Here is a 20154-nt window from a genome sequence, read left to right on the forward strand (position 1 = left end):
TCTGGTAGCAATTATTGAATACTCAGAAATCATCACTGATTTAATCTTTACTCGAAATCACGGAGATGAAACATCAATTAAAACACTATTTATTGTTATCTTGAAAGTAGTGTTCTTTTTATTAGTTTTATCTAATTTTATATGGATAGTATTAATACTTTAAATAGTTGCTTTATTAAACAACCTGAAATACTAAACTTTAAACCTCAAAATGCAACTTACCCATTACAATACTAAATTTAAAACCCACTACTTTCCTATTACATTGGTTTGCGACAATGTTACTAACTCCTCGAATATTGGCAGCTTGTTTAGAATGGCCGATGCTTTTGGTATAGAAAAACTGATACTTTGTGGTGAAGTTATTCCACTGGGTAGAAAAATGACAAAAACGTCGAGAGCTACAGAAAAAGTGGTTAATTACAGTATTGAAAATTCAGTATTAGAAGTTGTAGAAGCTTTAAAGCATCAAAATTACCATATCATTGCGTTGGAGATTACCAATGACAGCAAACCCATACATTTCTTTCAATTTTCAAACAACAAACCTTTAGCTTTAATTATAGGGGATGAAAATTTTGGAGTTTCTGAATATATTCTAAAGTTGGCAGAAGATATTATACATATTGATATGTTTGGCAATAATAGCAGTATGAATGTGGTTCAGGCCACCAATATTGCTCTTTATGAAATAACCAAACAGCTTAGAGCTTTTTAACCATCTTATAGTCGTCCATAATAAAACCATTTCCTATATCCTTTACTGCTGGGCCTATATTTTTAAAACCAAGCTTTTCATAGACCAATATAGAATTATAATTATTTTTGTTGACTGTTAAGGTAATGTTGTTTATCCTTGATGCTTTTGCCTTTTTTTCTACAAATTGTAACGCTGTTTTACCAATTTTTTTGCCGCGATGATTACTTAATACATATATTTTACTTAAAAACAAGCTATCATCTTCTTTTTTAATTGAAATGTAACCTACAGGTGTGGTATTAAAATTTATCAAATAATATTCATAGCCTTGGTTTGATTGCTCACCAATTACCTTAGCAGACTGAAACTTTTCAAGCATATAATCTATTTGTGCTTTACCCACCATTGGAATATAATGCTCACGCCAAATAATATCGGCCAATTTAGCTACGATTTGATAATCATGTTCTGTTTTAGCTTGGTTAAACGTTACCATAAATGCTATTGGGTATTAGTTGCTTCAGCATTTAACCATTTATCTGTGAGTTCATAAAAATCGTATTTCATAGCAGACATTTGTCGCTCTAAAACTCCACTTTGAAAATTACGTTGTAAAATATCTTCTATTAAATAGTCCTCTTTGTCATTATATGGGTCGAATTCCTTTTTAAGCGAAATGTCGAACATGCTGGCTGTAGTGTTATACCAAAAGGCACGCCATCCATTACGCAGATCCTTAACTAAATCGAAGGTGGTGTGTCCCGTTTGTCTATGGATAAGCTTAACCAAAATCTGACCTTCAGTACGAGTTAGTTTTTTCAATTCATCTGAAAATTCACCTTCAATATATTTTTGGATTATTTTAGTATATCGCTTTTTATCTCGTTTTTTTGTAATGGTTTCCAAACGTTTGTTTAAGGAGTCCAGTCGGTCTGCAGCCATTTTAGCGTATGGGTAGACTTTTACCGTCTTCTTTCTTAAAATTAAATACCTAATACGGTCTTTTCTGCTATCGAATTTAAGTTTGTGTAATAACATTACCTCTTCCAAATCAATTACCGTTCTTGGAATGGAATCTCCTTTAATAATTAAATATTCATATTCGGTAGTGTCCTGCTCTACTTCATTTACCTGTGAAAGCAAAACCATTGGAAAAATTAAGGTTATATATTTTAAGATGTTTTTCATAAACAGGATTTGGAGCCATTTCCATACCAAAATTAATAATTTACACTATGCAAAACATTATTTTTAACTGTAATTTGGCAGGATTTTATACAAAAAAGCATTTTTTCCAATCATGCTTAAGTTATTAACCATAGCATGGACCAACAAAATAATTTTTATAGATTTCTTGTTATTTTTCAAGTATAAAACAGTACCTGATTCTGTTTAATATTATTATTTTAGTGCAAAACTTTTAAATATGGCAAAAAAGAGTATTCTCAATAAAAAATCGCTAACATTTTTAGAAAACTATTTAAACAACGCAGCCCCTACAGGTTATGAGTGGACCGGGCAACAATTATGGATGGACTACCTAAAACCTTATGTAGATGAATTTATCACAGATACTTACGGCACTGCGGTTGGTGTAATTAATCCTAAGGCCAAATATAAAGTGGTTATTGAAGGTCACGCCGATGAGATTTCGTGGTATGTGAATTATATATCAGATAATGGTCTAATCTATGTGATTAGAAATGGCGGAAGTGACCATCAAATTGCACCTAGCAAGATAGTAGACATTCACACCAAAAAAGGCGTTGTAAAAGGGGTGTTTGGCTGGCCAGCAATCCATACCCGTGATCGATCTAAAGAAGAAGCACCCAAACCAGATAATATCTTTATTGATTGTGGTTGTGCAACCAAAGAAGAAGTTGAAAAATTAGGTATACATGTAGGTTGTGTGATTACCTATCCGGACGAATTCCATATTTTAAACAATGATAAGTTTGTATGTCGCGCTCTTGACAATCGTATGGGTGGTTTTATGATTGCAGAAGTTGCACGCTTATTAAGGGTAAATAAAAAAGAACTCCCATTTGGACTTTACATCACCAATTCTGTTCAGGAGGAAATTGGTTTGCGTGGTGCCGAAATGATTACCCAAACCATTAAGCCCAATGTGGCTATTGTTACCGATGTAACCCACGACACTACCACACCGATGATTGACAAGAAAAAAGAGGGGCATTTAGAATTGGGTAAAGGTCCAGTGGTCGCTTATGCACCAGCTGTACAACAAAAGTTACGTGATTTAATTACCAACACGGCTGAGACCAATAAAATTCCATTCCAACGTTCGGCTTTATCACGTGCTACGGGAACCGATACCGATGCCTTTGCATATAGCAATGGAGGTGTAGCTTCAGCGCTTATTTCATTACCTTTACGCTATATGCATACTACGGTAGAAATGGTACATCGTGATGATGTTGAAAATGTGATCCGTTTAATTTACGAAACCTTACTAAACATTAAAGATGGAGACACATTTAGTTACTTTAAATAGTTAGGGATTCCCGCAATAGCGGGAATTATTTTTATGGATGAATATATAGACATTGTTACTAAAGAAGGAAAGCCTACGGGTAAATCACAATTAAAATCGGTGATTCATCAAAAAGGATTTTTTCATCATACAACCCACATTTGGTTATATACCAGGACTGGAAATATTCTATTAGCACAACGTTCTGCAAAAAAGACAATTTGCCCTTTACTTTGGGATGTTTCTGTTGCAGGACATGTTGATGCTGGTGAAACAGTTGTACAGGCAGCTATTAGGGAAACCAAAGAAGAAATAGATCTTACCATTACTGAAAGCGATTTAAAGAAAATTGGAGTTTTTGAATGTTTTCAGGATTATCCAAATGGCTTAAAAGATTACGAATTTCACAACACGTTTATATGTGAACTAAAAGTGCCTTTATCACATCTTACACCTCAACCAAATGAAGTTAAATCCTTAAAATTAGTGACGCTTTCAGAGTTTGAAGAATTGCTAGAAAACAGTGGTAATAATAATCATTTTGTTTCTTCAAATAGAGCATATTATAATATTGTTTTAACTGCAATCGAAAAGGAAGTGGTGTCCAAACCAAGTAATAGAATTAATTATGAACTGGGAAAAAATTAAAAAAACATTAGGACCGGGTATTTTGTTTGCTAGTACTGCAATTGGTGTGTCCCATTTAGTACAGAGTACCCGGGCGGGTGCTAATTTTGGTTTTGGCCTTGTCCTTTTTATCATAGCCGCCAATGTTTTTAAATTTCCTTTTTTTGAATTCGGTGCACGTTATGCCAATGCTACGGGCAAAACACTCATAGACGGGTACAAACATTTAGGTAATTATGCCATTTGGATTTACTTTTTAGTAACTATTTGCTCTATGTTTTTTGTGAGTGCAGCCGTGGTTTTGGTCACGACAGGTTTTATGGATAACCTTTTTGGATTGTCGGTGTTGTGGCCTACATTCAAACTATTCCCAATTGCGCTGGTGTTTTTGGTTACTGTGACTTTGCTCATGTCTGGAAAGTATAACTTTTTGGACCATTTTATTAAGATTGTTGGAATCGTATTATTGATTTCAACACTTATTGTTTTTGTACTAACATTAATAAACGGTCCTGTCGAACATGTTAAACATTTTATACCTCCCCATATTTTTGATGACACGAGCATATTGTTTATCATTGCATTGATGGGCTGGATGCCAACTGCAATGGACATGTCTACCTGGGTAAGTTTATGGACAGTTGCCAAAATGAAATCGTCCAACTACCACCCTACTCTAAAAGAAACCCTTTTTGATTTTAATTTCGGGTATTGGGTGTCAGCTTTTTTATCGTTGTGCTTTGTTACCATAGGTGCGTATTTAATTTACGGTACAGGTAAAACCTTACCTACTGGAAGTGTTGGTTTTGCAGATGGGGTTATAAAACTCTATACCTCTACCATGGGTAATTGGAGTTACCTGATTATAGCCACGGCAGCATTTTCAATCATGTTTGGCACCTGCATAGGCTTGTTTGATGGCTATGCTAGAACTTTACAGCGCACCACGACCATTTTGTTTGCAAAAAACGATAACAAAGAAACCGATTCCCGAAAGGTTTACATCTGGTCCTTGGTTATTTTAGCGATTGGTTCGTTTGCTATTAATGCATTTTTCTCAGGACAATTTAAAATTCTTATTGATTTGGCAACTACCATTTCCTTTTTAATAGCGCCTTTGGTTGCCGTAGCCAATTTTAAATTGGTAAGCAGCAAGTATATCGACAAAGCCTTTTTACCTGGCAAACTTATGAAATTAATGAGCTGGTTAGGAATTCTGTTTTTAACAGGATTTGCATTTTTTTATATGTATGTGAAATTTCTTAAGTAAACATTAACTAACCAAATAACAATTAAAATACAAGAAAGAAATAAAATTTTAATCTTCTAAAGAATATTAAAAAATTAGATTAATCCACAAACAAGCTCTCATCAAGTCCTGGTACAATCCTTAATGCGTTTTTATAATATACCTTTTTCAATACTTCATCGGGCAAATCCATGCCGTACATAGGCCAAAACGCATGGTATTTTTTATGGTAAGGAAAATATTCATCAGCCGTTTCCAGTACTCTAAAATAAGTAGGAAACTCTTCAGGTTTCCAACTATCCTTACCAAACAGAATCCTATCTTGGTATTTTATAAAAAAGGCTTTAGCAAATCGTGGTTGCCTTCCCAATTCAGCAATAATAGCAGCTATACCCACATTCATATTGGGGATTTCATCAAGCAATTTACCCAATGCTCCTAAGTCATTTGCAAACCAGCCCATATGTGCATTTATAAAGGTGGTTTTAGGGTGCTTCTTAAACATATTATGCTGTTCAGATATAATTTTTTCCCAAGGAACCGGATTATTAGCACCACGCTTACGCCTGGGGTGAGTCTTTAGTTCCAGCCAACGTTCATTATCAGCGTTAAATTCATCCCAAAAGGGTTTAGGATCTGCCGCATGGATTAAAACAGGTATTCCCAGTTCACTACACGTTTCCCAAATAGGTTCTAAACGCACATCATCAATAGCTAGGCGTTTACCGTCTGCATCTTTGCTATACATCCCCAAACTCTTATACACTTTTAGGCCCCTGGCCCCTTGCTTAACATCTTCCTTGAGTTGGGTCACGGTTTTTTCTATCCATCCTGGCGCTCCAGCTCCATTAAAATCAATATTAGCAAACACTACAAACCTATTTGGATAGTTATTTTTTATATTTTCTACCGCTTGTTTTAAATGATTACCAGACCGTCCGCTTAAATTTACCATGATTTGCATATTAAGTGTATCCATGGCTGCAATAACTGGCGATAAATCTTGAGTAGACATTCTATATTGATGTCCATGAATATCAATAAATGGATATTTGGCACGCTTTACAACCTTACCAGGTACCACCAGTGTTGACTTAGGGTTATATTCTTCAAACGACATCTCTTGTGATATTGAAAAAAATGGTATTGAAATAGATATTAATAGTAATAACACGAATGTTTTCATTTGTCAATAGGCTTTTATAAAGTCTAAAAATACGCCACAGGATATTGATAAGCTACTATTTAAGACGGCTTTAACAAGTATATATGCCTTAACATATTTAGGAACCAGTGGTATGAGTAACAAAAGTATTTTAAGTTAAATGATATTTATCATTAAAACAAGAAAATTTAAAGCGTTATATTTGTTTAGACACAACGAATATTATCTTTTTAAATGATTTCTATAAAAGAAGCCATAAAGCTTATTAAAAGCAATTCGGATATCTTAGGTATAGCCAAGGTGAGATTAAATGATGCCTCTGGATATATTTTAGCGAATGATATAAAATCTCCAATACACATGCCTCCTTTTAGACAATCGGCTATGGATGGTTACGCCATAAACATAACCGATAAACTTTCTTATAAACTTATTGGAGAGATAAAGGCGGGTGATGGCAACCAACCTATTTTAAATACGGGTGAAGCTGTTCGAATTTTTACGGGAGCACCCGTCCCAGATACAGCCAATGCTGTTGTGATTCAGGAAAAAATAAAAATTAAAGAGGGTAATATAATACTTGAGTATGAAATTCCTCAGGGGCATAACATCCGCTGCTTAGGTGAACAGGTAAAGAAAGGCGACTTCGCTTTAAAAAAAGACACTAAATTAACACCGGCTGGCATTGGCTTTTTAGCTTCTTTGGGAATTACGGAAGTAGACGTTTACAAAAAACCAAGAATTGCTGTTATTACCACAGGCAATGAGCTTATTGAAGCTAACCAACCTCTTGATCATGGCAAAATTTATGAAAGTAATTCACATATGTTAACTGCTGCACTTGTGGATTTGGGTCATAATAATGTTTCCGTTTTCAAAGTAGAAGATAATTTTGATAATACTTATCAGCTTTTAGACAAAACCATAAACAATTATGATTTGGTACTGATTACTGGAGGTATCTCGGTTGGGGATTACGATTATGTAGGGAAAGCGTTAAATGAATTGCAGGTTGAAGAAATGTTTTATAAAGTCGTGCAAAAGCCCGGTAAACCGCTCTACTTTGGAAAAAAAGCCGAGACACTCATTTTTGCCTTACCAGGCAATCCGGCCGCGGCTCTAACCTGTTTTTATGTATACGTTTATATTGCAATGCAAAGGATCACAAATAATCAACAGAATGAATTACCTCGGGTAAAGGCTGAATCCCTTTCAAACTTTGAAAAGAAAGGTGACAGACCCCAATTTTTAAAAGCGATTTATTTAGATGGGAAAGCAGAACTATTAGAAGGTCAAAATTCATCCATGTTACAAACCTTTGCGTTTTCCAACGCATTAGTTTTTGTTCCGGCAGAGCAAAACCAAATCGCTATTGGCGATTCTGTTGAAACTATATTATTACCTATTGAATTATGAACTACTCGATTAAAAGTAGAATATGGATTGAATCAAACGGGCATGTACTCTTAGGTGAAGGTCGTGTACAATTACTAAAAGCCATTGAACAAACCGGATCGCTCTCGAAAGCTTCTAAGACATTAAATTTATCCTATAAAAAAGCTTGGCACCTTTTGGATTCTATTAATCAATCAGCAAAAAATCCTGTGACCATCAACACTATTGGTGGTAAGGATGGAGGGGGTACAATATTGACCAACTATGGGAAAACCTTAATCAGGGTTTTTGATGATATAAACCAAAATTGTTGGGAATTTTTGGATAGTGAATTAGAAAAAATGAAGAATTTATAATGCTAGCAGTTAACAAAAGTAACATTACAGGAATTATTTTAGCGGGTGGGGAAAGTTCTAGAATGGGAACTGATAAAGGCCTTTTGAAGCTTAATAATAAACCTTTCACGCAATATATTATTGACGCCCTAAAGCCCTTAGTTTCTGAGATTTTAATTGTTTCCGACAATTTAAATTATGATGATTTTGGTTATAAAAGAATAGAAGACATTATTAAAGATGCTGGCCCCGTGTCTGGAATCTACTCAGGTTTGACTCATTCTAAAACCGATAATAACCTTGTTTTAAGTTGTGATATCCCATTGATAAGCACTGAAGTGTTAAGGTGGCTTATAGGACATGCCAATGATTCTTGTGAAGTCATTCAAATCGAAAGTCATGGTAAAACCATGCCACTAATTGCACTTTACAAAAAAGAATGTTCTAATATTTTTTTAAGCTTATTACAAAATGGTGAAAGGCGATTACGAAAAGCCGTTAGCCAATGTACCATTAAAACTATTAAACTGGATATGGATGATCATAATGTAACAGCAAACGTAAATACCCCACAAGAATTAAAAGACATACAGGATGCATATAAATATTAAATATTTTGGGCAAATTGCTGAAGTTACCAAATGTGACGAAGAAATAATTTCTATTTCAAAAAACTTGGTTTCAGAACTAATTGCTTACTTGTATATCAAATATCCTGAATTGAAAAATAAAAGTTTTAAAATTGCCCAAAATCAGGAATTGGTATCTGAAAACATAAAATTGACAGGCAAAGAAATTGCACTGTTACCACCATTTGCGGGAGGGTGATTCTGTTTTCAGTTAACAGTAGTAGTATATTGCAGTTAGTGTAATAATCAACTACCTTAACATTTTTGAATTATTGGCTATAAAAATTAAAAAACATGAAAGAAAACAGGTCTAAAAGCGTATTTATACAGGGGGCAATTTCTTCAGAATTTATTGGAGGCTCCATTGCCAAGCACCAGTCCAAAACCAGTATTGGAGCTCATAATATTTTCCTAGGACAAGTGCGTGCCGATATTATTGAAGGCAAAACCATTAGTGCCATTGAGTATACCGCTTATGAAGATATGGCCAATACTAAGTTTTATGATATTCGAGAGGCTACATTTAAAAATTTTGACATAACCTGTATGCATATTTATCATAGTTTAGGTACTGTTAAATCTGGTGAAATATGCCTGTTTGTGTTTGTTTCATCACCTCGTCGTAAAGTGGTTTATGAAGCTTTAGAGTACATTTTAGAACGTATAAAAACAGATATTCCTGTTTATGGAAAGGAAATTTTTGAAGATGAAACACATCAATGGAAAGTAAATAACTAGTTATTGGTTAATAATCATTTGTAACTCCATATAGTTAAGTTAATAACATTAACTAATAATTGTAAACAATAAACGTTAATCATGGTCGATATTACATATAAAAATCCTACACTACGAATGGCTATTGCGCAAGCCGTTGTCAAAGTTAGTAAACCCGAAACCATTACTGCTATAGAGAACGACGCTGTTCCTAAAGGCAACGTTTTTGAAATGAGCAAAGCCGCAGGTTTATTAGGGGTGAAACGCACTCCAGATATTTTACCGGATTGCCACCCCCTCCCTATTGAGTTTACGAGTGTGGATTATAACATAAACGGATTGGAAATCACAGTTATATTTACTGTAAAAACCATTTACAAGACTGGTGTGGAAGTTGAAGCCATGCATGGCGCTAGTGTGGTGGCTCTAAACATGTACGACATGCTTAAACCCATTGATAAAGGCATTGAAATATGCCAGATAAAACTGTTAAGCAAAAAAGGTGGTAAATCCGATTTTAAAGACCGTTTTATAACCGATTTGAAAGCCGCTGTTGTAGTATGTTCTGATACTATTTCAGCTGGATTTAAAGAGGATAAAGCAGGTAAAGCCATTATTGAAAAACTGAATAGCTGTAAAGTTACAGTTTCAGAATATACTATCATTCCGGATGAAGTTGAAATTATTCAAGAGAAACTAAAACACTATCAAAGTCAGAATATAGACATGGTTATTTTTTCTGGAGGTACAGGGCTTTCCAATCGTGATGTAACCCCCGAGGCTTTAATACCATTATTAGACAGACGTATTTCCGGTATAGAAGAAACCATTAGAAGTTACGGACAAGAGCGCACCCCGTTTTCTATGTTATCCAGAAGCATTGCTGGAACAATAGCCAATACGTTAGTGCTAGCCTTACCAGGATCTACTAATGGTGCAAAGGAATCTATGGATGCTATTTTTCCATCAGTGCTGCATGTTTTTAAGGTTTTAAAAGGAGCCAGACACGAATAAGTTATAAATATTGAAAATGACAAAAGACAACGGCATATTACAAGATGCTTTCAATAGAAAACATACCTATCTACGCATCTCACTTACCGAACGTTGTAATCTACGTTGTTCATATTGTATGCCAGAAAATGGGATACAATTATCGCCAAAAAGTCATTTAATGACCTATGAAGAAATATTCAATATTGCTAAAATATTTGTAAAACACGGTGTTAGCAAAATCCGCTTAACGGGTGGTGAACCTTTAATTAGAAAAGATATTCCCGTTATACTAGAAAAACTATCAAGTCTTCCAGTAGAATTATCCATAACTTCCAATGCCATTATTATTGATAAATTCATAAACACTTTAAAAGCTAACGGTATAAAAAGCCTTAACATTAGTTTAGATTCCTTAAATCCTGAAAAATTCAAACAAATTACACGCCGTGATCAATTTGAAAAAGTTTACCATAATATATTGCTTCTAATAAAAGAAGGTTTTAAGGTAAAAATAAATGTCGTTTTAATTAAAGGGTTTAATGATAATGAGATTGTCGATTTTATAAATTTAACTAAAGAGCTACCGATTACGGTTCGTTTTATAGAGTTTATGCCCTTTGATGGCAATAAGTGGGATATTGCTAAAATGATTTCGTTTAAAACGATTATCGAATGCGCAAACAATATGTTTACTGAAAGCCAAATTCAACGTATACAAGACGCTCCTAATGACACCTCTAAAAACTTCAAAGTAAAAGGTTTTAAAGGTAGTTTTGCCATAATAACTTCGGTTACCAATCCGTTTTGTGATTCCTGTAACAGATTGCGGTTAACAGCCAACGGTCAATTAAAAAACTGTTTGTTTTCAGCTTCAGAATCCGATTTACTTACCCCTCTTCGACAAGGTAAACCTATTGAATCCATTATTGAAAAAGCTGTTACGGCAAAATTTAAAATGCGAGGCGGTATGGATACATTGGAGAAACTTCAAAACCCAGAATTACATAATAACAATAGAAGCATGATTTCAATTGGAGGTTAATAATGAATATTAAGTTTAAATGTTTTTAATTAATCGCTTTTTTTATAAGGATTAAACTTTTATCGGAAAAATTCAGTTGTAATGCAGCATCTTGACCTTTTTTGGACATTTTACGCCAAGTTTTTTGGAGAATATCTATAACTTTATTGTCATCATGCTTCGCAGCGAATTCTTCAAAATAATAATCAAGAAAAACCAAACAAACGGTATCTTCCAATGTCTGAGACTCTTCATTCTTCTTAATTAACTTTTTAGTGATAAGTTGCGATATACGATCTACATATTGCTTGTCGTACCCAACCTGTTTTAATATGTTTGAAGTGAGTTCAGCATGCATTTTTTTAAGGGTTTCACGCCACTTTAAATAACCTGTTCTATCCATGGGGTAATCCCCTCTTGGAATTTTCCATCGGCATATATGTTGTGCCCTAGCTGCAATTTGCAACGCTTTTGAAGCATTAGTCTCAAATTGCAACAATTTTCTGGTCATCCGTTGCGAATACAGCAATTCTTTGGGATATGACATACCAAAAATCTCATAGGTATTAATGTCTTCAGCATTTTTTTTGTCGATTAATGCCATAGCTGATTCAAATCGTGTTGGTTTCATTTTAAAACTTTTAAAAAATTAAATGGCCATTTCAACCGTTATAATCACACTTTTGGATGCTGGTGTTTTAGCCGTATGGGCAAAACTATCCAAAGGCACCAAAACATTGGTCTCTGGAAAGTAAGTTGCACAACAATTTTCGGGAATATCGTAACCTACAACTTTAAAGTTGTTAGCTATTCTAGTGGCGCCCTTATAGTGAGATTTTAAGTTTACTACTTGTTGTTCCTCTAAATTACGGACTTTCATGTCTTGACGATTCATAAAGATAATACGTCTTTCATTAAAAATACCTCGATACCTATCGTTTAGTCCATAAATTGTAGTATTGAATTGGTCATGGCTACGAATAGTCATCATAATCAATTCCCCTTCTTTTAACTTCCAATCGGGTAATTTATTCATGCTAAAATTAGCTTTTCCAGTTTTGGTATGGAATTGCCTTATTCTAGCACCATTTGGTAAATAAAATCCTGTAGGCTGTTGCAATCGTTTGTTATAATCACTGAAACCGGAAACAATTTCTTCAATATCATTACGCACTAAACTATAATCATCTTTATAAGAAAGCCAGTTAACATTTGAACGTCCCTTTAAAGTTTCATGGGCAATACCGCACACCACAGCTACTTCACTCAACAGCTTATCTGAACAAGGTTTTAAAATTCCTTTGGTGGATGATACTATACCCATAGAATTTTCTACACTTTGAACTTGCACTCCTGTTTTTTGATAATCTTTTTCGGTGCGCCCCAAACAGGGTAAAATTATAGCTTCTTTTCCATTTACTAAATGTGAGCGATTTAATTTTGTACTCACATGCACTGTTAAATTGCAATTGGCTAGTGCCTGTGCTGAATACAAGGTATCTGGTACAGCAGAAATAAAATTGCCGCCCAACCCCAAAAACACCTTAGCTTTCTTATGATACATAGCTTTAATTGCATCTATTACCGAATAGCCATGTTTTTTGGTTGGTTTAAAGCCGTATTTTGCTTCAATCTTATCTAAAAAAGCTTGTGGTGCAGCTTCCCAAATACCCATTGTCCTATCACCTTGCACATTGGAATGCCCTCTAACAGGACATGTGCCAGCCCCTTCCTTTCCAATGCTTCCCTTTAGCAGTAACAAGTTTACCAATTCCCTAATATTGTCAACTGCATTTTCATGCTGTGTTAGGCCCATCGCCCAACATATAATAATCTTATTGTTGTTCAGGATTAAATCAAACATCTTCTTAAAGACCTCAAGGGATACCCCAGATGCCTTCAAGCATTCATCAAAACTATAAGTTTTTAAATCTGAAATAAATGATGCATAACCATAAGTATACTTTTCTATAAACGCTTTGTCGAATACCTCATTAGTTTCTTCTTCCTTCTCCAGTAACTTTAGTAGTATGGCCTTAAATAAAGCAACGTCTCCATTTATAGTTACAGGAACAAAAACGTTAGCAATTGGAGTACCTCCAGTAAGTAATGCCTTCGGGCTTTGTGGGTTAGTGAACTTTACTAATCCTGCTTCTGCAAGTGGATTAATTGAAATTACTTTACCACCATTTTTTTTGCATTTTTCTAGTGCATTAAGCATTCTTGGATGGTTGGTTCCTGGATTTTGACCTACAACCATAACTACTTCGGCTTTATGCAAGTCGTCTAAAGTAACCGAACCCTTGCCTATTCCCAAGGTTTCTAATAAAGCCTTACCACTAGCTTCGTGGCACATATTAGAACAATCGGGTAAATTTGAAGTTCCATACTCTCGTACAAACAACTGATACAAAAAAGCAGCTTCATTTGTTGTTCTACCTGAGGTATAAAATACAGCTTCATTAGGACTGTCCAAAGCATTCAAATGACTAGCCACTTTTTTAAAAGCATATTCCCAAGTAATAGGCTGATAATGTGTTGCTCCTTTCGGCAAAAACATAGGTTCTGCTAATCTTCCTGATTTTCCCAATTCAAAATCAGTCCAATTAGCCAATTCTTCAACAGCATGTTTTGAAAAGAAATCTTTTCCTATAGTTTGCTTTTGGGCCTCTTCAGCAATAGCTTTAATGCCATTTTCACAATATTCTCCCAAAACTGAACGCTCATCATCTGGATCTGGCCATGCACAACCCGGACAATCAAATCCTTTCCTTTGATTTATCTTTAGAGATAATCTTAACGCATCAACAGGCTTAATGTATTTGTAAACTTGCGTTACTACAGATTTTAAAGCACTAAAACCAGCACTATTCATTGGAGGTTCTATAATATTTAATTTAGTGAACTCCTCTGGTGTTATGGCTTTATTCTTATGTTTATTGTTCATACTTATTCTTTGTACTGTAAATATCGCCTTTTTTGTAGAAATTATAGTTTTTGATTCAAGTGAAATTGTTCTATTATATCCTAAATTAATATCTTAAATTAGTAGATGGTATTTCATAACCATCTCATGAAAAAAAGAATTACACTTAAAGATATTGCATCAACATTTGGAGTTTCTATAGCTACGGTATCAAAAGCACTAAATGATAGTTTCGATATAAGTACTAAAACCAAGGAAAGAATACAAGAATATGCAAAAGCCAATCACTATAAACCTAATGTTGCTGCACTTAATTTACTAAGTAAGAAAACAAAAACCATTGGTGTGATTATCCCTAACATTATGAATAGTTTTTTTGCTAAGGTATTTGTTGGTATTGAAAGAATAGCATCCCAAAATGGATATCAATTGGTATCATGCATTTCAAACGAATCCCATGAAAAAGAAGTTAAAACTATTCAGTTACTAAAACATGGTGATTTAGATGGGCTTATTATTTCTTTAGCTGAAGAAACTGAAATAAAAAAAGATTTTAATCACTTAAATAACACACTTAATGAGGGTGTCCCCATTGTCATGTTCGATAGAATTTCAGAAATTGTCAATTGTGACAAGGTTGTAGTTAATGACCTAGAAAGTGCTTTTCACGCTACAGAATATTTATTAAATACAGGGTGCAAACATATTGCCCTAATTTCTGTTATAGACAATTTAAGTGTTGGGAAATTAAGAGTTGAAGGCTATAAAAAAGCATTAGAAAAATATGGATTACCTATAAAGGAACGGCTTATTGTTCGTCTTGGACATCATGAAGATTTTGATACGGCTATGAAAATTGTACTCTCAGACAAATCTATTGACGGACTCTTGTGTCTTGAAGAGAGCTCTGCCATTAATTCCCTACAACTTGTTAAACAAATGGGCTACAAAATACCTGAAGAAATGTCTATTATTTGTTTTACCAATGGTAAACTTTTACAGCACCTTAGTCCTTCAATTACGGCAATAAGTCAACACGGAAAATATATTGGTGAAACCACGGCCCGCATTCTTATTGATCGCATAGAAAATGAAAAGAACAATACTCCTTTTTCTACAAAAATTATCAAAACCACTTTAATAGAGCGAGAAAGCACCAGATTAATTCCACTACAGAAGGAGGCTTAACCAGTAAAATAGGTTAATATTATAACAACAACCATTACCAATAATATAGATAAAACCACATCTATTTTATCAAAACTTTCCTTATTGGACTGTCTTTGTTCAGAAGAAAGTGTTCCAAAAGCTAGACCTTTTATAGCTTCATAGTTTGGTGATTCAGATAAAAGACTCACGATAACACAAATGACAACTGAAAAAATAAACATAAAGATAGCCATATGGGCAAAATTAATGTTTGCAAAACTATAGGCAATACCATGTAGGTTATCAATATTTACTTCTGCTATAATTCTTAATGCAGCAACAACTAAACCAGCTATAAGTGTAAATATAGCTGCTTTAGCGTTAACACGTTTCCAAACTATTCCCAATACAAAAACTGCCGTAATTGGTGGTGCTATATATGATTGAACACTTTGCAAGTATTTATATAATGTACCACCTCCAATTTTTTCCATAATAGGAATCCATATAATTCCTAAAACCACAACAATAGCTGTGGCTATTTGACCTATTTTAACCAGTTTTTTTTCGGTCATATTAGGTTTTAATTTCTTGTAAATGTCTATTGTGAAAATTGTTGAACATGAATTAAATACCGAAGCCAGTGAGCTCATAAGGGCAGCCATTAAGCCCCCTGCCACTAATCCTTTTAGTCCTACGGGAAGCAATGTTTTTACCATAACGGGGAAAACTTGATCTGCTCTTTCATATGATAAGGCACCTTTTTGTGCTAAAGCAAAAGCTATAATTCCTGGTATTAAAAAAATAAAAATGGGAAGTATCTTTAAATAAGCTCCAAAAATTGCTCCACGTCTTCCTATTTTTATATTATGGGCTGCTAAAGTCCGCTGGACTATATACTGATCTGTACACCAATACCATATCCCTACTATAGTTCCTCCAAACAGTAGTCCTGTCCAAGGAAAATCGGGATCATCTATAGGACGCCACATATTAAAATGATCAGAACCAACCGTACTTCTTAACTCTGTCCACCCTCCAACTTCTTGTAAGCCCAAATAGGTTATAATTACTGACCCTGCAATGAGAATAACTGTTTGCAATGTTTCTGTATAAATTACAGCCTTCATACCACCTATAATGGTATAAATTCCTGTAAAAACAACTATACCTATAGCTCCATACCAAAATGGAATACCAATTAATTCAGATACAACTATACCTCCCGCATAAATAGTTACTGATACTTTGGTAATAACATAACCTGCTAGTGAAAACACAGACAAAAACCAACGCGAACGTGCATCGAAGCGCTTTTCTAGAAATTCAGGCATAGTAAAGGCTCCACTTCTAATATAAAATGGCAAGAAAAGCCATCCTAAAAGGAGTACAATCCATGCATGAAGTTCGTAATGTGCCATTGGCATGCCCGACTCTGCCCCCGTACCTGCCAATCCAACAACATGCTCTGAGCCTATATTGGAAGCAAAAATAGATGCTCCTATTACAAACCAACCCACATTTCTTCCCGCTAAAAAATAGTCTTCCGTATTTTTATTCCTTTGAAGGATAACCCAAATAGCAACCACCATTAGGGCTAAAAAATATCCTCCAAGGACCAACCAATCTAAACCTTCTAAAACTGAATTCATACTTTAAATATATTGATTAACTATATTCTCAAATAGCTCTTGTTTACCACTTACCAAAGGTAACTCACCATTATCCTTAGCTATTTTATATAAGTCTGAAAGTGTTAGTTTACCTTCTTCAAAGTTCTTACCATTACCTGAATCGAAAGAACTGTAACGCTCTTTTCTCAGTTTTTCATATGGTGAAGAATTTATTATCTTTTCTGCTGTCAATAATGCACGTGCAAAAGTATCTGCACCGCCAATATGGGCATGAAAAACATCCTCCATATCTGTGGAGTTCCTTCTTATCTTGGCATCAAAATTGACACCACCTCCTTGCAACCCTCCTGCCTTTAAAAATACTAACATAGCTTCGGTAGTTTCTAAAATATTATTTGGAAACTGATCGGTATCCCATCCGTTTTGATAATCGCCCCTATTGGCGTCAATACTTCCCAACATACCTGACTTAGCAGCCACTTCCAATTCATGCTGAAAGGTATGCTGTGCCAAGGTCGCATGGTTAACCTCTATATTTATCTTAAAATCCTTGTCCAATCCATATTCCCGTAAAAAGCCTATAGCGGTAGCCGTATCAAAATCGTATTGGTGCTTGGAGGGTTCCATGGGCTTTGGCTCTATAAAGAACGTGCCTTTGAAACCTTGGTTTCTTGCATAGTCTCTAGCCATGGTCAGGAACTGAGCCATGTGGTCCAGTTCACGTCCCATATCGGTATTGAGTAGTGACATGTAACCTTCACGGCCACCCCAGAAGACATAGTTTTCACCTTTTAGTTTTATGGTCACATCTAATGCGAGTTTTACCTGAGCCCCAGCCCTAGCCACAACGTTAAATTCTGGATTTGTTGCCGCGCCATTCATATACCTTGGATTGGAAAAGCAATTGGCGGTTCCCCAAAGTAATTTTATTCCTGAGGCAGTTTGTTTCTCTTTAATGTAATCGGTAATAATTTCCAGACGTTTTTCGGATTGTGTAAATGTGGGGGCTTCGGCAACCAAATCAAAATCATGGAAACAGAAATAATCAAATCCCATTTTACTAATAAACTCAAAAGCGGCATCAGCTTTATCTTTGCCTGCTTGTATGGGATCATTGGATTGATCCCAGGCAAAGTTTTGGGTACCTGGACCAAATGGATCGGCACCTTGTCCGCAGAAAGTATGCCAGTAGGCCACGGCAAATTTTAAATGTTCACGCATGGTCTTTCCCGCTACTACTTTGTCGGGGTTATAATATTTGAATGCTAAAGGATTGTCCGATTCCCTGCCTTCAAATTTTATTTGTCCTATACCTTTATAATATTCCCTTTCTCCTATGATTACCATTGTTACGTGTTACTTTTTAATTAGCTATTGTTTAATATAAGTTCGAGTTCTTGTTTCCATTTTGTATAGGCTTTTAAATATGGAGCTTTATCTTTGTTTGGTTCATAGGTCATAACAAAGTCATTGTCCATGATTGATTTACCAAAACTTTCGAAATCGCCTTTGTGCAATCCTGCTGCACGGGCTGCACCTATGGCTCCTGTAGTATTGTATATTTCTATGTCTTGATCTATTAAGGTAGCCACTGTTTTGGTGAAAATTTCAGAACGGAACAGGTTATCGTTACCTGCACGTACCACTTTTGCCTTAATGCCATCAGACTTCAGTATTTCCATACCGTACACAAAGGAAAAGGCAATCCCTTCCAAGACAGCCCTACACAGATGGCCTTTATGGTGGTTATTCAAGTTTATGTTGCTTATCCTTGTTCCTATTTCTTTGTTATTTAACATGCGCTCAGCTCCATTTCCAAAGGGCAATACACAAACCCCATCGGAACCTATTGGCACTTGTAATGCCAAATGGTTCATCTCGTCATAGGAACTGACATTCAAATTATTCAACAACCAACGGTACTGAATACCCGAACCATTGATGCACAATAATTTGCCAATGCGTGCCTCTTTCCCTTTTTCATAGTTTACATGTGAAAAATTATTTACTCTGGCACATTCTGTTACCGATAAATTATCTGTTACGGCATAAAAAACTCCCGAAGTACCTCCTGTTGCTGCCACTTCTCCTGGGCTGAGCACATTTAGAGATAGTGCATTATTGGGTTGATCACCTGCTCGGTAATATATTGGTGTTCCTTCAGCCAAGCCACTTACTTTGGCTCCATTCCTATCGACTTTGCATTGAAGTCCGAACACATCAACAATATCTGGAATCAATTTATCATTAATACCGTAATAATCCAATAAAAACTGGGCAGGAATACCCTCTTTAAAATTCCAAAGAGTCCCTTCTGACAAACCTGAAATGGTGGTATTAATTTTATTAGAAAATTTATAGGCAATATAATCGCCCGGGAGCATGAACTTATGGATCTTTTTATAAATATCGGGCTCGTTGTCCTTGACCCATTTTAATTTTGAAGCCGTAAAATTTGAAGGGGAATTTAAGAGGTTCGAAGTGCAGGTTTCTGTTCCTATATCCTTAAATGCTTGGTTTCCTATTTCTACCGCACGGCTATCGCACCAAATAATACTTTTTCTTAAGGGTTTTCCAACTTTATCAACTAGTACCAATCCGTGCATTTGGTAGGATATACCTATGCCCTTAATTTGTGCTCTAGTTATGTTGTGCCTTTCCTTTAAATGTTTTATGGCATTGCAGCAATGCAACCACCAATCATCTGGATCTTGTTCGGCCCAACCATTTTTTGGAGCGTATATGTCCATTTCCTGTTTTGGCTCCTGAACAACCCCAATGCTCTTGCCGGTGTCAATTTCCACTAACGCAGCTTTTGTACTAGAACTGCCAATGTCTAATCCTAAATAATACAAAGAATACTCAAATATAGTTTCTCAAAGTTATGAATAGAAATTTAAGTTAGTATTTTACCATTTAAAAATACCTTCAAATTCCATAAAAATATTTATTGTAACTCGTTGATAACATTGCTTTTAAAAAATCAAATCAGTTACTTAAAGGTTTTCGTAATTTTCCCTTTACATCACTGCCGTCCAAAAGTTTTTGAAAACGGGCAATAAAGTTTCTGTGTCCCTTTGTTTATAGGGGCATAATTAATTGTTTGCTGGAATTATC

Annotated in this window: 20 protein-coding genes; 12 read left to right on the forward strand and 8 right to left on the reverse strand. The window is 35.1% G+C overall.

The features are described from left to right. The first annotated feature begins 211 nt into the window (after positions 1–211). On the forward strand, positions 212–718 hold the full coding sequence (locus K7G79_RS01675; RefSeq protein WP_223548518.1) for a TrmH family RNA methyltransferase: 507 nt from the start codon (positions 212–214) through the stop codon (positions 716–718). Here the strand turns inward: K7G79_RS01675 and K7G79_RS01680 are convergent. After that, on the reverse strand, positions 705–1196 hold the full coding sequence (locus tag K7G79_RS01680) for a GNAT family N-acetyltransferase (protein ID WP_223548520.1): 492 nt from the start codon (positions 1194–1196) through the stop codon (positions 705–707). The genes K7G79_RS01675 and K7G79_RS01680 overlap by 14 nt on opposite strands. 5 nt (positions 1197–1201) lie before the next feature. Next, entirely contained in the window at positions 1202–1888 is a 687-nt protein-coding gene (locus K7G79_RS01685) for a DUF4294 domain-containing protein (protein ID WP_223548522.1), read from the reverse strand. A 238-nt stretch (positions 1889–2126) separates the two neighbouring features. Between K7G79_RS01685 and K7G79_RS01690 the strand changes: the two genes are divergently transcribed. The 3 genes from K7G79_RS01690 to K7G79_RS01700 are packed head-to-tail and all read left to right on the forward strand — an operon-like array spanning position 2127 to position 5091. Continuing rightward, positions 2127–3215, forward strand: a complete 1089-nt coding sequence (locus K7G79_RS01690; RefSeq protein ID WP_223548524.1) for a M42 family metallopeptidase — start codon at positions 2127–2129, stop codon at positions 3213–3215. 33 nt (positions 3216–3248) lie between these two features. Next, positions 3249–3842, forward strand: coding sequence for an NUDIX domain-containing protein (locus K7G79_RS01695; protein WP_223548525.1), 594 nt, complete (start codon positions 3249–3251; stop codon positions 3840–3842). Next, positions 3823–5091, forward strand: coding sequence for an NRAMP family divalent metal transporter (locus K7G79_RS01700; RefSeq protein ID WP_223548527.1), 1269 nt, complete (start codon positions 3823–3825; stop codon positions 5089–5091). Before K7G79_RS01695 ends, K7G79_RS01700 begins: the two co-directional genes overlap by 20 nt. 79 nt (positions 5092–5170) lie before the next feature. Here the strand turns inward: K7G79_RS01700 and K7G79_RS01705 are convergent, their stop codons facing one another. Then, positions 5171–6256: an amidohydrolase family protein gene (locus tag K7G79_RS01705; RefSeq protein ID WP_223548529.1), complete on the reverse strand. Its 1086-nt coding sequence runs from the start codon at positions 6254–6256 to the stop codon at positions 5171–5173. Between the two features lie 213 nt (positions 6257–6469). On the opposite strand from K7G79_RS01705, the gene glp reads away from it, so the two are divergent. The 7 genes from glp (at position 6470) to moaA (ending at position 11349) form a co-directional block, all read left to right on the forward strand. After that, entirely contained in the window at positions 6470–7651 is a 1182-nt protein-coding gene (gene glp, locus K7G79_RS01710) for a gephyrin-like molybdotransferase Glp (RefSeq protein ID WP_223548531.1), read from the forward strand. Beyond that, positions 7648–7986, forward strand: a complete 339-nt coding sequence (locus K7G79_RS01715; RefSeq protein ID WP_223548533.1) for a winged helix-turn-helix domain-containing protein — start codon at positions 7648–7650, stop codon at positions 7984–7986. The genes glp and K7G79_RS01715 overlap by 4 nt, the downstream gene beginning before the upstream one ends. Beyond that, the gene (locus K7G79_RS01720) at positions 7986–8576 is read left to right on the forward strand and encodes a molybdenum cofactor guanylyltransferase (protein ID WP_223548535.1); all 591 of its coding nucleotides are present in this window, start codon (positions 7986–7988) and stop codon (positions 8574–8576) included. Before K7G79_RS01715 ends, K7G79_RS01720 begins: the two co-directional genes overlap by 1 nt. Then, entirely contained in the window at positions 8560–8793 is a 234-nt protein-coding gene (locus tag K7G79_RS01725; protein WP_223548536.1) for a MoaD/ThiS family protein, read from the forward strand. Before K7G79_RS01720 ends, K7G79_RS01725 begins: the two co-directional genes overlap by 17 nt. Positions 8794–8888: 95 nt before the next feature. Beyond that, complete coding sequence (locus K7G79_RS01730; RefSeq protein WP_223548538.1) at positions 8889–9332, forward strand: molybdenum cofactor biosynthesis protein MoaE; 444 nt, start codon at positions 8889–8891, stop codon at positions 9330–9332. A gap of 81 nt (positions 9333–9413) precedes the next feature. Further along, positions 9414–10325: a bifunctional molybdenum cofactor biosynthesis protein MoaC/MoaB gene (gene moaCB / locus K7G79_RS01735; RefSeq protein WP_223548540.1), complete on the forward strand. Its 912-nt coding sequence runs from the start codon at positions 9414–9416 to the stop codon at positions 10323–10325. 16 nt (positions 10326–10341) lie between these two features. Beyond that, positions 10342–11349 (forward strand): GTP 3',8-cyclase MoaA, encoded by a 1008-nt coding sequence (gene moaA, locus K7G79_RS01740; protein WP_223548542.1) that lies wholly within the window; start codon positions 10342–10344, stop codon positions 11347–11349. A 25-nt stretch (positions 11350–11374) separates the two neighbouring features. On the opposite strand, the gene K7G79_RS01745 is transcribed toward moaA, so the two are convergent. Continuing rightward, positions 11375–11959, reverse strand: coding sequence for a DUF4202 domain-containing protein (locus K7G79_RS01745; protein WP_223548544.1), 585 nt, complete (start codon positions 11957–11959; stop codon positions 11375–11377). Between the two features lie 18 nt (positions 11960–11977). Beyond that, positions 11978–14275: an FdhF/YdeP family oxidoreductase gene (locus K7G79_RS01750; protein WP_223548546.1), complete on the reverse strand. Its 2298-nt coding sequence runs from the start codon at positions 14273–14275 to the stop codon at positions 11978–11980. A 126-nt stretch (positions 14276–14401) separates the two neighbouring features. Between K7G79_RS01750 and K7G79_RS01755 the strand changes: the two genes are divergently transcribed. Continuing rightward, a complete protein-coding gene (locus K7G79_RS01755; protein WP_223548548.1) occupies positions 14402–15442 on the forward strand; it encodes a LacI family DNA-binding transcriptional regulator in 1041 nt (346 codons plus the stop codon). Here K7G79_RS01755 and K7G79_RS01760 read toward each other — a convergent pair. The 3 genes from K7G79_RS01760 to K7G79_RS01770 are packed head-to-tail and all read right to left on the reverse strand — an operon-like array spanning position 15439 to position 19892. After that, positions 15439–17055: a sodium:solute symporter gene (locus K7G79_RS01760; protein WP_223548550.1), complete on the reverse strand. Its 1617-nt coding sequence runs from the start codon at positions 17053–17055 to the stop codon at positions 15439–15441. The two genes, K7G79_RS01755 and K7G79_RS01760, sit on opposite strands and share 4 nt — an antisense overlap. Positions 17056–17058: 3 nt before the next feature. Beyond that, a complete protein-coding gene (gene xylA / locus K7G79_RS01765; RefSeq protein WP_223548551.1) occupies positions 17059–18384 on the reverse strand; it encodes a xylose isomerase in 1326 nt (441 codons plus the stop codon). Positions 18385–18404: 20 nt separating this feature from the next. After that, positions 18405–19892 (reverse strand): xylulokinase, encoded by a 1488-nt coding sequence (locus tag K7G79_RS01770; RefSeq protein ID WP_223548553.1) that lies wholly within the window; start codon positions 19890–19892, stop codon positions 18405–18407. Between the last annotated feature and the right edge of the window lie 262 nt (positions 19893–20154).

This window comes from Aestuariivivens sp. NBU2969 (genome assembly GCF_019931125.1).
Classification (GTDB): Bacteria; Bacteroidota; Bacteroidia; order Flavobacteriales; family Flavobacteriaceae; genus Aestuariivivens; species Aestuariivivens marinum.

What these genes read in the sequence shown, in the direction of transcription:
- K7G79_RS01675 (WP_223548518.1), top strand. Translation starts at nt 212, where the DNA reads ATGCAACTTACCCATTACAATACTAAATTTAAAACCCACTACTTTCCT.
- K7G79_RS01680 (WP_223548520.1), bottom strand. Translation starts at nt 1,196, where the DNA reads ATGGTAACGTTTAACCAAGCTAAAACAGAACATGATTATCAAATCGTA.
- K7G79_RS01685 (WP_223548522.1), bottom strand. Translation starts at nt 1,888, where the DNA reads ATGAAAAACATCTTAAAATATATAACCTTAATTTTTCCAATGGTTTTG.
- K7G79_RS01690 (WP_223548524.1), top strand. Translation starts at nt 2,127, where the DNA reads ATGGCAAAAAAGAGTATTCTCAATAAAAAATCGCTAACATTTTTAGAA.
- K7G79_RS01695 (WP_223548525.1), top strand. Translation starts at nt 3,249, where the DNA reads ATGGATGAATATATAGACATTGTTACTAAAGAAGGAAAGCCTACGGGT.
- K7G79_RS01700 (WP_223548527.1), top strand. Translation starts at nt 3,823, where the DNA reads ATGAACTGGGAAAAAATTAAAAAAACATTAGGACCGGGTATTTTGTTT.
- K7G79_RS01705 (WP_223548529.1), bottom strand. Translation starts at nt 6,256, where the DNA reads ATGAAAACATTCGTGTTATTACTATTAATATCTATTTCAATACCATTT.
- glp (WP_223548531.1), top strand. Translation starts at nt 6,470, where the DNA reads ATGATTTCTATAAAAGAAGCCATAAAGCTTATTAAAAGCAATTCGGAT.
- K7G79_RS01715 (WP_223548533.1), top strand. Translation starts at nt 7,648, where the DNA reads ATGAACTACTCGATTAAAAGTAGAATATGGATTGAATCAAACGGGCAT.
- K7G79_RS01720 (WP_223548535.1), top strand. Translation starts at nt 7,986, where the DNA reads ATGCTAGCAGTTAACAAAAGTAACATTACAGGAATTATTTTAGCGGGT.
- K7G79_RS01725 (WP_223548536.1), top strand. Translation starts at nt 8,560, where the DNA reads ATGCATATAAATATTAAATATTTTGGGCAAATTGCTGAAGTTACCAAA.
- K7G79_RS01730 (WP_223548538.1), top strand. Translation starts at nt 8,889, where the DNA reads ATGAAAGAAAACAGGTCTAAAAGCGTATTTATACAGGGGGCAATTTCT.
- moaCB (WP_223548540.1), top strand. Translation starts at nt 9,414, where the DNA reads ATGGTCGATATTACATATAAAAATCCTACACTACGAATGGCTATTGCG.
- moaA (WP_223548542.1), top strand. Translation starts at nt 10,342, where the DNA reads ATGACAAAAGACAACGGCATATTACAAGATGCTTTCAATAGAAAACAT.
- K7G79_RS01745 (WP_223548544.1), bottom strand. Translation starts at nt 11,959, where the DNA reads ATGAAACCAACACGATTTGAATCAGCTATGGCATTAATCGACAAAAAA.
- K7G79_RS01750 (WP_223548546.1), bottom strand. Translation starts at nt 14,275, where the DNA reads ATGAACAATAAACATAAGAATAAAGCCATAACACCAGAGGAGTTCACT.
- K7G79_RS01755 (WP_223548548.1), top strand. Translation starts at nt 14,402, where the DNA reads ATGAAAAAAAGAATTACACTTAAAGATATTGCATCAACATTTGGAGTT.
- K7G79_RS01760 (WP_223548550.1), bottom strand. Translation starts at nt 17,055, where the DNA reads ATGAATTCAGTTTTAGAAGGTTTAGATTGGTTGGTCCTTGGAGGATAT.
- xylA (WP_223548551.1), bottom strand. Translation starts at nt 18,384, where the DNA reads ATGGTAATCATAGGAGAAAGGGAATATTATAAAGGTATAGGACAAATA.